The sequence below is a fragment of the Pseudomonas sp. QLc11A genome, assembly GCF_052112305.1.
Lineage (GTDB): Bacteria > Pseudomonadota > Gammaproteobacteria > Pseudomonadales > Pseudomonadaceae > Aquipseudomonas > Aquipseudomonas laurylsulfatiphila.
On the sequence record NZ_JAVAJJ010000002.1, the window covers coordinates 161,437 to 177,031 of the forward strand.

At 60.3% G+C, this 15,595-nt stretch carries 10 protein-coding genes and 2 tRNA genes; 4 read left to right on the forward strand and 8 right to left on the reverse strand.

Going from position 1 to position 15,595, the window contains the following annotated elements; genetic code table 11:
* Positions 1-296 precede the first annotated feature (296 nt).
* Together rlmB and rnr are read right to left on the reverse strand one after the other, a co-directional pair.
* On the reverse strand, positions 297-1,064 hold the full coding sequence (gene rlmB, locus Q8X48_RS03655) for a 23S rRNA (guanosine(2251)-2'-O)-methyltransferase RlmB (RefSeq protein WP_007973273.1): 768 nt from the start codon (positions 1,062-1,064) through the stop codon (positions 297-299).
* Complete coding sequence (gene rnr / locus Q8X48_RS03660) at positions 1,061-3,688, reverse strand: ribonuclease R (protein ID WP_407799683.1); 2,628 nt, start codon at positions 3,686-3,688, stop codon at positions 1,061-1,063. Before rnr ends, rlmB begins: the two co-directional genes overlap by 4 nt.
* A 224-nt stretch (positions 3,689-3,912) precedes the next feature.
* On the opposite strand from rnr, the gene Q8X48_RS03665 reads away from it, so the two are divergent.
* The 4 genes from Q8X48_RS03665 (at position 3,913) to Q8X48_RS03680 (ending at position 7,130) form a co-directional block, all read left to right on the forward strand.
* Positions 3,913-3,999: transfer RNA gene (locus Q8X48_RS03665), tRNA-Leu, on the forward strand.
* Positions 4,000-4,167: 168 nt separating this feature from the next.
* Positions 4,168-4,254: transfer RNA gene (locus tag Q8X48_RS03670), tRNA-Leu, on the forward strand.
* A 309-nt stretch (positions 4,255-4,563) separates the two neighbouring features.
* Positions 4,564-5,574, forward strand: a complete 1,011-nt coding sequence (locus Q8X48_RS03675) for an extracellular solute-binding protein (RefSeq protein ID WP_217837033.1) — start codon at positions 4,564-4,566, stop codon at positions 5,572-5,574.
* A complete protein-coding gene (locus Q8X48_RS03680; protein WP_126048919.1) occupies positions 5,574-7,130 on the forward strand; it encodes an ABC transporter permease in 1,557 nt (518 codons plus the stop codon). The genes Q8X48_RS03675 and Q8X48_RS03680 overlap by 1 nt, the downstream gene beginning before the upstream one ends.
* Positions 7,131-7,226: 96 nt before the next feature.
* On the opposite strand, the gene Q8X48_RS03685 is transcribed toward Q8X48_RS03680, so the two are convergent.
* From Q8X48_RS03685 to hflX, 6 genes are all read right to left on the reverse strand, one after another.
* Entirely contained in the window at positions 7,227-9,161 is a 1,935-nt protein-coding gene (locus Q8X48_RS03685) for a methyl-accepting chemotaxis protein (protein WP_407799686.1), read from the reverse strand.
* Positions 9,162-9,299: 138 nt separating this feature from the next.
* Positions 9,300-10,589, reverse strand: coding sequence for an adenylosuccinate synthase (locus tag Q8X48_RS03690; RefSeq protein WP_407799688.1), 1,290 nt, complete (start codon positions 10,587-10,589; stop codon positions 9,300-9,302).
* Between the two features lie 54 nt (positions 10,590-10,643).
* Complete coding sequence (locus tag Q8X48_RS03695) at positions 10,644-11,831, reverse strand: ATP phosphoribosyltransferase regulatory subunit (protein WP_007973265.1); 1,188 nt, start codon at positions 11,829-11,831, stop codon at positions 10,644-10,646.
* Positions 11,832-12,144: 313 nt separating this feature from the next.
* Positions 12,145-13,014, reverse strand: a complete 870-nt coding sequence (hflC, locus tag Q8X48_RS03700) for a protease modulator HflC (RefSeq protein WP_007973264.1) — start codon at positions 13,012-13,014, stop codon at positions 12,145-12,147.
* On the reverse strand, positions 13,014-14,189 hold the full coding sequence (gene hflK / locus Q8X48_RS03705) for an FtsH protease activity modulator HflK (RefSeq protein WP_008048073.1): 1,176 nt from the start codon (positions 14,187-14,189) through the stop codon (positions 13,014-13,016). Before hflK ends, hflC begins: the two co-directional genes overlap by 1 nt.
* A gap of 96 nt (positions 14,190-14,285) precedes the next feature.
* Positions 14,286-15,587, reverse strand: a complete 1,302-nt coding sequence (gene hflX / locus Q8X48_RS03710) for a ribosome rescue GTPase HflX (RefSeq protein ID WP_096819817.1) — start codon at positions 15,585-15,587, stop codon at positions 14,286-14,288.
* Between the last annotated feature and the right edge of the window lie 8 nt (positions 15,588-15,595).

Consider the following 15,595-nt stretch of genomic DNA (forward strand, 5'->3'; position numbering starts at 1 on the left):
CGGGTTGTAGCCTGCCGCTCAAAAGCGGTCAGACAAGGAGTGAATGACACTTATGGACTTGCGTGGGTAAGGCACATGCGTGCCTGCCGTCACAGCAAGGGGCGCAATTGTAGAGAAGGGGCGAAGGAGGCGCAAGGTAATTGGTGATTATTTGAACAACCTCCAGCACAACAAGAACACTGTAGGGGCGAGCTTGCTCGCGAAGGTTGTCAACGATAACGCGGGGAAGCTGATTCTCCGCGGCGATCTTGAGTTCTTCGCGAGCAAGCTCGCTCCTACAGTGGGTCGCGCATGGATCAGGACTTCTTGGCAGCAGCCTTGGCTTTGACACTGCGCTGGCGCTGCGCTTCGAACAGGCAAACGCCGGTGGCCACGGAAACGTTGAGGCTGCTGACGCTACCGGCCATCGGCAGGTTCACCAGATAATCGCAATGCTCACGGGTCAGGCGACGCATGCCCTTGCCTTCGGCCCCCATGATCAGGATGGTCGGACCGGTGAGATCCTGGTCATACAGACTGACCTCAGCCTCGCCGGCTGTACCGACAACCCACAAGCCGCGCTGCTGGAGCTTTTCCAGGGTGCGCGCCAGGTTGGTCACGGCAACCAGCGGAATCACTTCCGCCGCGCCGCAGGCGATTTTTCGTACAACCGGAGTCAGCGTGGCCGACTTGTCCTTCGGTACGATCACTGCCAGCGCGCCCGCCGCATCGGCGGAGCGCAGGCAGGCGCCGAGGTTGTGCGGATCGGTCACACCGTCGAGCACCAGCAACAACGGCGCACCATCGGTGCGATCAAGCAGCTCATCAAGCATTGCCTCGCCCCAGACCTGGCTCGGACTCACGTCCGCGACCACGCCCTGGTGCACGCCTTCAACCCAGGCGTCCATTTCGCGGCGCTCGGCCTGGCCGACCTGGACCCGGTTTTCGTTGGCCAGCTCAATCAGCGTCTGGACCCGAGGATCATTGCGGCCTTCGGCCAGCCAGATCTGCTTGACGCGTTTCGGGTGGTGACGCAACAACGCTTCTACAGCATGGACGCCGTAGATCTTTTCCAACTGACTCATGGCTTGGCCTTAGGTTTACGCGCCCCGCCACTCTTGGCTGGAGCCGAGCCCGCTTTTGGCGGGCCTTTACGATGTTTGCTCGGTTTGGCTGGCTTGCCGCCGACGGCCTTGTCAGGCGCCGACCGGCTGGTCTTTCCCCCAGACGCCGCTTTACCGCCGCTTTTCGCACCGGCCAGCAACGCCTGTTTCATTTCACGACTTTTGCGCACTTCGGCGTTTTTCGCCGCGGCATCGCTCGGGCGATAGGCTTCCACAGCCTTTTCCTTGGCAGGACGGCGACCGGTTTTCGCCGGGGCCGGTTCTGCTTCGACTTTCGCTGCAGGCGCTGCACTTTCGGTACCGCGTTTTTTGCGGCCGATCGGCGCGCTGATGGTTTTTTCAGCCATCTCGAAGTCGATCTTGCGCTCGTCGAGGTCGACGCGCATGACTCGCACTTCCACGGTGTCGCCCAAGCGGAAGCTGCGACCGGTGCGCTCACCGGCCAGGCGGTGGTGCACAGGATCGAAGTGGTAGTAATCGCCCGGCAGCGCGGTGACGTGCACCAGGCCTTCGACGTAGATATCGGTCAGCTCGACGAACAGACCAAAACCGGTCACGGCCGTGATCACACCCGGGAACGACTCGCCCACGCGATCTTTCATGAACTCGCACTTGAGCCAGTTCACCACGTCGCGGGTTGCTTCGTCGGCACGGCGCTCGCTCATCGAGCACTGCTCGCCGAGCTGCTCCAGGGCCGCTTCGTCGTACGGATAGATGCGTGCCTTGGGAATGGTCATCGCACCGGCACGGCGAACGTGCGGGGTGTTCTGCTTCGAATGGATCACGCTGCGGATTGCGCGATGCGTGAGCAAGTCCGGATAGCGGCGGATCGGCGAGGTGAAGTGGGTATAGGCTTCGTAATTCAGGCCGAAGTGGCCCTGGTTATCAGCGCTGTACACCGCCTGGCTCAACGAACGCAGCATGACGGTCTGGATCAGGTGGAAATCCGGACGATCCTTGATACCGGCCAGCAATGCCTGGTAATCCTTCGGCGACGGACCGTCCTTGCCTTTGTGCAGGGACAAACCAAGTTCACCGAGGAAGGCGCGCAGTTTTTCCAGACGCTCCGGCGGCGGACCATCGTGAACGCGGTACAACGCAGGAATTTCGTGCTTTTTCAGGAATTCGGCGGTGGCCACGTTGGCCGCCAGCATGCATTCCTCGATCAGCTTGTGTGCGTCGTTGCGTACGGTCGGACGGATTTCGGCAATCTTGCGCTCGGAACCGAAGATGATCCGGGTTTCCTGGGTCTCGAAATCGATCGCGCCACGAACGTGACGGGCCGCCAGCAATACCTTGTACAGCGAGTACAGCTGCTTGAGGTGCGGCACGACGTCGGTGTATTCGCCGCGAAGCTTGCGCGCCTCGGTGGCTTTCGGCGTTTCGAGCATGGCGCTGACTTTGTTGTAGGTCAGGCGCGCATGGGAGTGGATCACCGCTTCGTAGAAGCAGTAGTCGGTCATTTCGCCGGACTTGGAGATGGTCATCTCGCAAACCATGGCCAGACGATCGACTTGCGGGTTCAGCGAGCACAAACCGTTGGACAGCTGCTCAGGCAGCATCGGAATCACGCGCTCGGGGAAGTACACCGAGTTGCCGCGAACCTGCGCTTCGGCATCCAGCGCCGAACCGAGCTTCACGTAGCTGGATACGTCGGCAATCGCCACGTACAGCTTCCAGCCGCCCGAGAACAGACGCAGCTTGCCCGGACGGGCTTCGCAATAGACCGCATCGTCGAAGTCGCGGGCATCTTCGCCGTCAATGGTGACGAACGGCAGATGGCGCAGGTCGATGCGCTTCTCTTTGTCTTTCTCTTCGACTTCCGGCTTGAGCTTGGCGGCTTCCTTGAGCACGGCGTCAGGCCAGACGTGAGGAATGTCATAGGTACGCAGGGCGACGTCGATTTCCATGCCCGGCGCCATGTAGTTGCCCACGACTTCAACCACGTCGCCTTGCGGCTGGAAGCGTGGCGTCGGCCAGTGAGTGATCTTCACTTCGACGAACTGACCGATCTGCGCGTTGGCATTACGGCCCGGCGTCACCAGCACTTCCTGCTGGATCTTCGGGTTATCCGCAACGACGAAACCGATACCGCCCTCTTCGAAGTAGCGACCGACGATAGTCTCGTGTGCACGGGATACCACTTCGACGATCATGCCTTCACGGCGACCACGACGATCCAGACCGGAAACACGCGCCAGGGCACGGTCACCGTCGAACACCAGGCGCATCTGCGCCGGGCTCATGAACAGATCGTCACTGCCGTCGTCCGGCACCAGGAAGCCGAAGCCGTCACGGTGACCGCTGATGCGCCCCAGGATCAGGTCAAGCTTGTCCACCGGCGCATAAGTGCCGCGACGGGTATAGATGAGTTGAGCATCGCGCTCCATGGCGCGCAGGCGGCGGCGCAGGGCTTCGATCTGGTCTTCTGTGGTCAGACCAAACTCTTCGACCAGTTGCTCGCGGTTAGCAGGCGAACCCCGATCAGCAAGGTGCTGAAGGATCAGTTCGCGGCTAGGAATAGGGTTTTCATATTTTTCCGCTTCACGAGCGGCCTCGGGATCGAGGGACTGCCAATCGGCCATTAGAGAGTTTTCACCTTGTCTATATGCGGGTTAGTTTGGCATAGGCGTAATGAAACGGGAAATTTCAGGCTAAGACGACCCATCTAAAGCCCTGTATCGACACCGCAAAGCTGTTTTGAAGACCGCTGGCGAAATTTTCCAGGTTTTTTTGATTCCGGGGGTTTACAGTTAAAAAGACGCTCCGTATAGTGCGCGCCATCGACGACGGAGACGTTGCCGATACTGCCCAGATGGTGAAATTGGTAGACACGCCAGCTTCAGGTGCTGGTGACCGCAAGGTCGTGGAAGTTCGAGTCTTCTTCTGGGCACCAATTTCGAGCTTGAGATTAGATCAATTTCAAGGCTCACACAAAAACCCGCGAAAGCGGGTTTTTGCATTCTGGACCACTGGTTTATTAATTTTTAAAATCAGGGGTTTACAGATCAAAACGCTCTCCGTATAGTGCGCCACATCAACAGCGGCAACGCTGAAGATGAATGCCCAGATGGTGAAATTGGTAGACACGCCAGCTTCAGGTGCTGGTGACCTTACGGTCGTGGAAGTTCGAGTCTTCTTCTGGGCACCAATTCAAGTTCAAGGTTACGGCCTTTAACTTCACAAAAACCCGCGAAAGCGGGTTTTTGCGTTTCTGGCATCCAGAAATGTTCTCTACCGCCCTTCTGTAGGAGCGAGCCTGCTCGCGATGCACGCCCAGACAACATTTGCATGCAGGCACCCCGCGTTATCGTTGGAGACCGTCGCGAGCAGGCTCGCTCCTACAGGGTCATCGGCAGCCCGTACCAAACGCAAATCCAACCCGCAAGGCGCATTTGAGAAGCAATATCGTTTATCATTGTTACAAGTTTTTGCAATGCGACAGTGAGGAACCCTGCGAATGATGTTTCGAAATACCCTGCGCCGCGGCTTGACCATCACCCTGCTCGGCCTGGCACTTGCCACTCCCCTCACCCAGGCCGCCGACCCGGTTTCCCTGACGCTCTACAACGGCCAACACAAAGAAGTCGGCGACGCGGTCGCCAAAGCCTTCGAAGCCAAGACCGGGATCCATGTCAATGTACGCAAAGGCAGCAGCAACCAGCTCGCCAGCCAGGTCGTCGAAGAAGGCGATCGCTCCCCTGCCGACGTGATCTACACCGAAGAATCGCCGCCACTGAACAAACTTGGCGAACAAGGCCTGCTGGCCAGGGCGGATGACGCCACGCTGGCCGTTCTGCCCAAGGAATACGTCGCCAGCAATGGCACCTGGATTGGCGTGACTGCCCGGGTGCGCGTCGTCGCCTACAACCCCAAGCTGATTGATGAAAAAGACCTGCCGACCTCGGTGATGGAATTCTCCGATCCAAAATGGCAAGGCAAGGTCGGCTTCGTGCCCACCAGCGGAGCCTTCCAGGAACAAGCCGTCGCCATCATCAAAGTGCACGGCATGGACGCTGCCGAAGAATGGCTGACCGGGCTGCGCGCATTCGGCAAGACCTACAGCAACAATATGGTCGCGCTCAAAGCCGTGGAAAATGGCGAAGTGGCCACCGTGCTGGTCAACAACTACTACTGGTTCGCCTTGCAGCGTGAAAAGGGCCAGCTCGATTCGAAACTGCACTACTTCACCGGCGGCGACGTTGGCGGGCTGATCACCGTGTCCAGCGCAGCAGTGCTGAAATCCAGCAAACACCCAACAGAAGCACAGCAATTGCTCGCCTACATGGCCAGCGAGGAAGGCCAGCGCGTGATCACCCAGACCACCGCCGAATACCCGCTGCACAAAGGCATGGAGTCTGATCGCGGACTCAAGCCATTCAGCGAGCTGCAAGCACCGAAAGTCACGCCAGCCGACCTGGGCAATGCCGAAGAAGCCCTGGACCTGGAACGTGACGTTGGCCTGAACTGATGAGCGCATCGCTTTCCGCACATGGCGGGTACATGCCACGACGCAAGCGGCCGTCAATCTGGCTGGTCCTGCCGGTTTTGCTACTGGTGGTGCTCAGCCTGCTGCCGTTGGCCTATGTCGGGCTCAAGGCCTGGCAAGCAGGCTGGGCCGAGGCGCTGCACTTGCTGTGGCGCCCCTATGTGTTCGGACTGCTGCGCAACACTCTGGCGTTGATGGTCGGCGTGACGCTGGCCTGCGGCGTGATCGGCCTGTCGCTGGCGTGGTTGCTGGAGCGCAGCAGTCTGCCGGGGCGACGCCTGTGGGGTGTGATCCTGTGCCTGCCCTTCGCCGTACCGGCGTTTGTCAGCAGCTTCACCTGGGTTTCATTGAGCGCTCATTTCGAGGGACTCGGCGGGGCGATTCTGGTGATGACGCTCTCTAAATACCCGCTGATTTTCCTGCCGGTGGCGGCGACCCTGCGCAATCTCGACCCTTCACTGGAAGAGTCGGCGCGCACCTTGGGACAGAACCGCTGGGGCGTGTTCTTCAAGGTCACCTTGCCCCTGCTCTGGCCGTCGCTGCTCGCCGGTTCCTTGCTGATTGCCCTGCACATGCTGGTGGAATTCGGCGCGCTGTCGATCATCGGCCTGCAAACCTTCACCACCGCGATCTATCAGCAGTTCGAGCTGGAATTCAGCAATGCCAATGCGGCGATGCTCTCCGCCGTACTGCTGATGTTGTGCCTGGCGTTGTTGTGGCTGGAGCTGCGCGTGCGCGGCAAGGGGCGACACGTGCGCACCGGCCAGGGTGCGGCGCGGCAGGCGGAGCAGGTTCAACTGGGGCCTTGGGCAGTGGCGGGACAGCTTTATTGCCTGCTGCTGGCAATCATCGGCAGCGGGATTCCGTTGGGCATGCTGGCTTACTGGCTGGCAGTCGGATCATCGGCGGCCTTTCCAATGGCTGCCATCGGCGAAGCATTGCTGTCATCCCTCGCGCTGTCGCTGGGTGGCGCTGCGGTGTGCCTGGTGCTGGCGGTGCCGGTCGGCCTGCTGGTCGTGCGCTACAAGGGCCAATTGGCGATCTGGGCCGAGCGCTTGCCATATCTGCTGCATGCCCTGCCGGGACTGGTCATTGCCCTGACCCTGGTGTATTTCGCCCTGCACTACGTGCCGATGCTGTACCAGACTTCGGCATTGCTGCTGATCGCGTACGCCCTGCTGTTTCTGCCGCTGGCCCAGGCGCCGATCCGCACCGCCCTGAACAAGGCGGCACCGCAGCTTGAAGAAGCGGCACGTACACTGGGCGCCTCGTCTTTCAGCGCTTTCTGCCGAGTGACACTGCCGATCATTTTCCCGGCACTGGGTGCAGCGTTTGCGCTGGTGTTCCTGGATGCGATGAAAGAACTGACGGCGACCTTGCTGTTGAGTCCGACCGGGCTGAATACACTGGCGACGGAAGTCTGGGCGCATACCGCGAATGTGGAATTTGCCGCGGCGGCGCCTTATGCGGCGTTATTGATATTAGTGTCGGGGTTGCCGGTCTATCTGCTGACGACCCGGATGTATCTGAGTCGTTAAGACCGCCATCGCGAGCAGGCTCGCTCCCACAGGGAAACGCATTCCAATGTGGGAGCGAGCCTGCTCGCGATGACGCCAGACCATTCAACACAAACCCTAAGCCCTGAACTGCCCCAGGCTCGCCTTCAACTGCGCCGCCAACCCATCCAGCACCTTGCCGCTGGCCGTGGTTTCCACCACCGCCTGAGCCGCTTTCTCGGCCTGGGCATGAATGGTCTGGACCCGACCACGCACCGCCTGCGCCCCTTGCGCTTGATGCGCCGCGGCCTGGGTCGCCAGACCTATCGCCGCATGCACCTGCTCAACCGACGCCTGCACCGACTGCTGCAATCGCGCACTGTCACGCAACACCACCAAACCTTCGTTGGCCTGGCGTCCGGCCTGACCGATTGCCGCGACCGCCTCGCGCGCGCCCTGCTGCAACGCCACGATGTGCGCCTGGATATCACCAGTGGAGCTCTGCGTCTTGCTCGCCAGCGCCCGCACCTCATCTGCAACCACCGCAAACCCGCGCCCGGTCTCGCCGGCACGCGCCGCTTCAATGGCCGCGTTCAGCGCCAGCAGGTTGGTCTGCTCGGCGATGCCGTGAATCACCGTCAACACGACTTCAATCTGCTCGCTTTGCTGCGCCAGGCGCTCGATCACCTGGGCGCCGGTATTGACCTGCCCCGCCAGCTCCTCGATCAGGCTGCCGACTTTCGCCGAGGTCCGGGTGTTTTCATCAGTGGCCTGACGAATCTCCACCACCTGTTTCAGCGCCGCCTGCATGGCGTGGCTTTCCGACTGCGCCTCATCCGCCATTTGCGACAAGGCACGCAAACTCTCCGCCACTTCGTCGCGCTGCATGCCAGCCGCTGCGTCCGCACCCGCGTTGCGCAGGGTCATGGCACCAATCTCGACGCCGGTACGCTGAGCCACATCGCCCGCCTCGCGCACGATCGGCTGCAACTTATCCACAAAGCGATTGACCGCCGAGGCCATGTCGCCAATTTCGTCCTTACTGTTGATCTGCACACGCTTGGTCAGATCGCCCTCGCCCGCCGCCAGGTCATCCATGGCAACGATCAGCATTTTCAGGCGATTGACCACTCGGCGACCGAGCACCACCACCAGCAACAGCAGGACACCAAAACCCACGACCGCCAGACACACGCCGATGCGCCAGCGCAATGTTGCAGCGGCTTCCTGTACGGTGCTGGTGGTGTTGGCTTTCATTTCAGCCGCTGTGGACTGCGCGGACTGCAGACGCGCGCGCATCGCCGTTGCGCTGTCGGCAGCCGCGCCTTTGAGGCTGTCGCCAACCAGTTGGTCGCTGCTGGCGATCAAGGCCGAGAAGCGCTTGTCGAGGGCCGCAAGGTCCGTCTCCACGGAAGCCGTCGAGACCCCCATCAGGACCTTGCCGATTTCCACGCCATTGGGGTTGATCGAGGCCTCGATGTAGAAAACCGAAGGATCGTTCTTCGCCGCATCCAGCACCTTGTCGAGCGCCCGCTCGCCCTGGCCTTTTTCCAGCAGTGCCTTGTTGATCGGGTTTTCCCGGTTGAGGTAGCGCGTCAGGTGCTGACCGGTAGCGTCGTCATACACCACGAACAGCACATTGGGATTGCGCTGGGCCCGACGGGCGAATTCGGACAGCGTCGGAATGTCGTTGTCCCACATGGCGCGGGGCGCGACCGAAGCCAGAAGCTGCGCCATATCGTTGGCGGAGTCCTTCAGGTCCTTTTCCAGGGTCGAACGCAATTGCGCCTGCTCTTCCTCAAGACGCGAGGACAAACCGGCCGTGAGGCGCTGACGTGTACTGGTAGAAAGGCTGTCCAGACTGGACGTGACTTCGCGCCCGGCCTGCTCAAGCTCGGCGGAAAGTTTTTGACTGTCCGCGCCTAGACGCGTGCCCAGATCGGCTTCGAGCGCGGTTACCGTACTCCGGGTCAGAGCAACAGCCACCAGCACCTGCACCAAAAGGGCGATACCCAGAGTAACGAACACAGGCCGCAACAAACGGCTTTGTAACAGTGAGAGAACGGCCGACACTGTGAATCCCTCTACTTGGACGCCATTATTTTGATGGCATTCTTTTGAGGATATTTACAGCAAAGGTCATGCCGTCCTGCAGACAAATACGACAAAGGCCCCGATTAAGGAGCCTTTGTGTTTTACATCAACGACTTATCAAGCAAACGGATGACGCAGAACGATGGTTTCGTTGCGGTCCGGGCCCGTCGAAATAATGTCGATCGGCGCACCGATCAGCTCTTCAACGCGCTTGATGTAAGCACGGGCGTTAGCTGGCAGCTCTTCCAGGGTTTTGGCACCCACGGTCGACTCGGTCCAGCCCGGCACTTCTTCGTACACAGGCTGCAGGCCCACGTAGCTGTCAGCATCAGTCGGGGCAACGGCCTTGCCTTCTGCGTCTTTGTAGCCGACGCAGATGTTGATGGTTTCCAGACCGTCGAGCACGTCCAGCTTGGTCAGGCAGATGCCCGAGATGCTGTTCACATCGATAGCGCGACGCAGGATAACAGCGTCGAACCAGCCACAACGACGAGCACGGCCGGTAGTCGCGCCGAACTCGTGACCTTGTTTGGCCAGGTGCGCACCGACTTCGTCGAACAGCTCCGTCGGGAATGGACCCGAACCTACACGCGTGGTGTAAGCCTTGGTGATGCCCAGGATGTAGTCCAGGAACATGGGGCCAACACCCGAACCGGTAGCAACGCCGCCAGCGGTGGTGTTGGAGCTGGTCACGTACGGGTAGGTACCGTGGTCGATGTCCAGCAGGGAGCCTTGGGCGCCTTCGAACATGATGTCTTTGCCAGCGCGACGCAGGTCGTGCAGCTCGGCAGTCACGTCCAGCATCAGCGGCTTGAGCAGCTCAGCGTATTCCTTGCACTCGGCCAGGGTCTTGTCGAAGTCGATGGCCGGCTCTTTGTAGTAACCCACCAGCATGAAGTTGTGGTATTCCACCAGTTCACGCAGCTTGTCTTCAAAGCGCGGCATGTTGAGCAGGTCGCCCACACGCAGGCCACGACGTGCAACCTTGTCTTCGTAGGCCGGGCCGATGCCGCGACCGGTGGTACCGATCTTCAGCTCGCCACGGGCCTTTTCACGGGCCTGGTCCAGCGCAACGTGGAAGGACAGGATCAGCGGGCAGGACGGGCTGATACGCAGGCGCTCGCGCACCGGCACACCTTTTTCTTCCAGCTTGGTGATCTCGCGCAGCAGGGCGTCAGGTGCTACCACCACGCCGTTGCCGATCAGGCACTGTACGCCTTCGCGCAGCACGCCCGACGGGATCAGGTGCAAGACGGTTTTTTCGCCATCGATCACCAGAGTGTGGCCCGCGTTGTGGCCACCCTGGTAGCGCACTACGGCGGCAGCATGTTCGGTCAGCAGATCAACGATCTTGCCTTTGCCCTCATCACCCCATTGGGTGCCCAGGACTACGACATTCTTACCCATAACACTTGTCCTCATTCGCGCAAACTTGGTGCCGGCGGCAGCCGGCAGGAAAACTCAAGAAGCCAGTGGCGATACTTGCCAAAGCCCGTTCTGCTGAATCAATTGCCGGTCGCAGTCCGCTTCACGGGCGGCGGCCAAAGGTTGTCCAGGCAAGGCCTGAACGACACGCTGACCCTCACTGCGCAACTGGCAAACCTGCTGCCAGAGTGCCGCATCCGTACTGTCAGGCATCCAGATACCGCCAGACGGTAGCTCGATCTCAGCACGCCCCAGGGTCACCAGGGTTTTCAAATCGGTGGAAAAACCGGTCGCCGGACGGGCACGACCGAAGTCGGCGCCGATGTCGTCGTAACGACCGCCCTGGGCAATGGACTGGCCAACACCCGGCACGAACACGGCGAACACCACACCAGTGTGGTAGTGGTAGCCACGCAGCTCGCCCAGGTCGAAATACAGCGGCAGTTCAGGGAAACGCACAGACAACCGCTCGGCAATTGCCAGCAAGTCGTCCAGCGCCGCCAGAACCGGGGCAGGCGCCTTGGCCAGACGCTCACGGGCCGCAGCCAGCACTTCACGGCCGCCACACAGGTCGACCAACGCCCGCAGCATGCCCGACAGATCGGCAGGCAAGCCTTCGGTCAAGGTAATGACCTCATCGATGGCCTTGCGTTGCAAGGCATCGAACAACTGCTGCTCGACTTCACCGGACAAACCGGCCGCGCGGGCCAGGCCGCGATAGATGCCGACATGACCGAGGTCCATGTGCACATCCGGCACATCGGCCAGTTGCAGCATGGCCAGCATCAGGCTGATGACTTCGACGTCGCTGCTCGGACTGCCGTCGCCGTACAACTCGGCACCCAGTTGAATCGGGCTGCGCGAGGACGACAAGGCACGCGGCTGGGCATGCAGCACGCTGCCGGCATAGCACAGGCGGCTCGGACCTTCGCGACGCAGGGTGTGCGCATCGATGCGCGCCACTTGCGGCGTGATGTCGGCACGGAAACCCATCTGGCGGCCCGATTGCGGGTCGATGACCTTGAAGGTGCGCAGATCCAGGTCCTGGCCCGCGCCGGTCAGCAGGGATTCCAGGTACTCGATATGGGGAGTCACGACAAACTCGTAACCCCAGCTCTGGAACAGATCCAACACCTGACGACGCGCGACTTCAATACGCGCAGCTTCCGGTGGCAGTACTTCTTCGATGCCATCTGGCAGAAGCCAGCGGTCTACCGTTGCCATTACGCCTTCCCCTATCTCCGGGCGACCAGCCTGTCGGCGAGCCTTGAGTGAAGCAGAAAATGATCGGCTTGCGCACAAACCACGCGCATGAGCGACGGAGCGAAAAGCCCTTCTACCGGCTTCGCCAACCACTTTCCTCGAAAAACTGTCGAGCCAATCGGCCCGGCATCTGCTTTAAAACAGCAATCAAACATGCAGACGCAAAAAAGCCGGGAATTTCCCGGCTGCCGCATCATACACACGTTTTCCCAAAGGATCACCCCGCCAGAGGTTTTAGCCGCCCGGCGGGGGGATAATTCAGGTCAACGTCGTATCAAGGCTTGGCTTTTTCCAGGTAGTGGAAGAAGTCGCTGCTTGGGTCGAGGACCATGACGTCGGATTTGTTCGCGAAGCTTTCACGGTAGGCACGCAGGCTACGGTAGAACGCGTAGAACTCCTGATCCTGACCGTAGGCCTTGGAGTAGATCGCAGCGGCCTGGGCATCGCCGTCACCGCGAACCTCTTCGGATTCACGATAGGCTTCAGCCAGCAGCACGCGGCGTTGACGATCGGCGTCGGCACGGATGCCTTCGGCCAGTTCGTTACCCTTGGCGCGGTGCTCGCGAGCTTCACGCTCACGCTCGGTGCTCATACGTTCGAACACGCTGCGGTTCACTTCTTTCGGCAAGTCGATGGTCTTGACCCGGACATCAACCACTTCGATGCCCAATTCTTTTTCAGCCATCTTGTTCAGCGAAGCAGTAATGTCCGCCATCAAAGCATCGCGCTCACCGGAGACCACTTCGTGCAAGGTGCGCTTACCGAACTGGTCACGCAGGCCCGATTCCAGACGACGGGACAGACGTTCGTCGGCGATCTGCTTGAGGCCGGAAGTCGCGGTGTAGTAACGCTCTGCGTCCTTCACGCGCCATTTGGCGTAGGCATCGACCATCACGGCTTTCTTTTCCAGCGTCAGGAAGCGTTGTGTCGGTGCATCCAGCGTCATCAGGCGTGCGTCGAATTTACGCACCTGGTTAACGTAAGGCACTTTCACATGCAGGCCTGGCTGAACATCGGTCTGGACCACGCGACCGAACTGCAGCAACACCGCACGCTCGGTCTGAGCCACGATGTAGAAGCAGTTCCAGGCAGCGATCGCCACGACGACGCCGACAATAAGGGCGATCAGCGATTTATTGCTCATCAGCGACTCTCCCTGGTACGTGCTGGCTGTTGCTGCAGATCAGCTGCCGCACGCGCATTCGCTTCATTGCTGGTGGCTGCCGCACTGCTCACCTGGGTGCTGGTGCCGCGACCACTTTCGACCATCTTGTCCAGCGGCAGGTACAGCAGATTGCTCTGGCCGTTCTTGTTGCCGGTCACGAGAACCTTGCTGGTGTTGCTGAAGACTTCCTGCATGGTGTCCAGGTACAGACGCTGGCGGGTGACTTCAGGAGCCTTGCGGTACTCGGCAACCAGCTTGGTGAAGCGATCGGCCTCACCCTTGGCGCGCGAGACGGTCTCGTCACGGTAACCATTGGCATCCTCAAGGATGCGCTGGGCCTGACCACGGGCTTCCGGCACGACGCCGTTGGCATAGGTTTCGGCCTGGTTGCGCGAACGCTGCTCGTCTTCCCGGGCACGGATCACGTCATCGAAGGCTTCCTGGACTTCGCGCGGTGCCGCTGCGCTCTGAACGTTGACCTGGGTAACGGTGATACCGGTGCGATAGGTGTCCATGAAGCGTTGCAGACGCTCCTTGATCTCGCTGGCCATCAACTCACGACCTTCGGTCAGTACCTGGTCCATTGCGGTGGAACCCACCACATGGCGCAAGGCGCTGTCGGTCGCGTGTTGCAGGCTGATTTCCGGCTGATCGACGCTCAGCACGAAATCCTGCAGGTTGCTGATCTTGTACTGCACGGTCAGCGGCACTTCGACGATGTTCTCGTCTTCGGTCAGCATCTGGCCCTGCTTGGTGTAGGCACGCTCACGCGTGACGTTTTCCATGTACTTCTTGTCGATCGGCGGGAAATAGATATTCAGGCCCGGCCCCACGGTTTCGTAGTACTTGCCGAAGCGCAGCACCACGGCTTGCTCCTGCTCGTCGACGACATAAACCGCGCTGTACAGCCAAACGGCGGCCAACACGACCAGGCCGATGCCGAGCAGGCCGCCAAAGCCGCCACTCTTGCCCGGACCACCGCCGTCGTCGCCACCACGTTTCTTACCACCACCGAACAAACCGTTCAGGCTTTCCTGCAGCTTTCGGAAGGCCTCGTCGAGATCCGGTGGCCCCTTGCGGTCGCCGTTGTTACGACGCTTGCCACCCCAAGGATCCTGATTATTCGAGTTGCCACCCGGCTCATTCCAAGCCATAGCGCTCTCCATCTGATAAAGCAAAGACGCACCCACGGCGCGCCGACCAATGCTACAGAATGCCTGTCACCACGGCACAACCGCTTTCTCAGGCTTTTATTGCAAAGTGTGTTGCTCGATAAACTCCGTCGGCACAACGCCTTCACGGCTGACCAGTCGATTGAGCTCCGAGCGCGGCAATCGAATGGCCAGCAAGCTGACACCTTCTTCGTCGTATTCTTCTTTCTGTACCGCGCCCAACTCGAAAAATTGTGCACGCAGGCGCGCAAAGCGCTGAGGCAAGCGCAAGGTACCGACAAACAAATCACTGCCCAACAACTCGGCAATGGCTTGCTCAAGCAATTCCAGACCTGTGCCATCACGTGCCGAGAGCCAGACCCGTTGGGGCCTGCCGTTTTCGTCGCGCTGGATTTGTGGTTCAACGCCTTCAAGCAAATCGAGTTTGTTATAGACCTCGAGGATCGGCAAGTCCTGGGCACCAATCTCGCCCAGCACCACCATCACCTGCTCGATCTGCAACATGCGATCCGGTTCGGCCGCATCAATCACGTGCAGCAACAGGTCGGAGTTGCTCGACTCTTCGAGCGTAGACCGAAATGCCTCGACCAGCTTGTGGGGCAAGTGGCGAATGAAACCCACAGTGTCGGCCAGGACAATCGGCCCCAGGTCGTCCAGTTCCAGACGGCGCAAGGTCGGGTCCAGCGTGGCAAACAACTGGTCAGCCGCGTACACGTCGGATTTCGTCACGTTATTGAAGAGCGTGGATTTACCGGCATTGGTATAGCCCACCAGGGACACGGTAGGAATATCCGCACGGGAACGGCCGCGTCGCGACTGTTCGCGCTGACTTCGCACTTTTTCCAGCCGGCCCTTGATCTGCCGCAGGCGAACCCGGAGCAAACGGCGGTCGGTTTCCAGCTGGGTTTCACCCGGGCCACGCATGCCGATACCGCCACCCTGGCGCTCAAGGTGGGTCCAGCCACGAACCAGCCGGGTGCTCATGTGGTCAAGCTGGGCCAGTTCTACCTGGAGCTTGCCTTCATGGGTGCGGGCGCGTTGGGCGAAAATATCGAGAATCAGACCGGTGCGGTCGATCACGCGACACTCGAAGACACGTTCGAGGTTACGTTCCTGACTGGGTGTGAGGACGTGATTGAAGATGACCAGGTCTGCTTCTTCGGCATGGACCAGATCGCGTAGCTCCTCGACCTTGCCGCTGCCAATCAGAAATTTGGCGGTTGGCCGATGACGCGGCACGTTAAAAAACGCAACGGTCTCGGCGCCAGCCGAATTAGCCAATTCCTGAAACTCCTGCGGATCTTCGCGCGCCTCAGGGTCCTGTCCATCCAAGTGAACGAGGATCACTCGCTCACCACCACCGTGGCGCTCAAAGAACAAAGGAGACT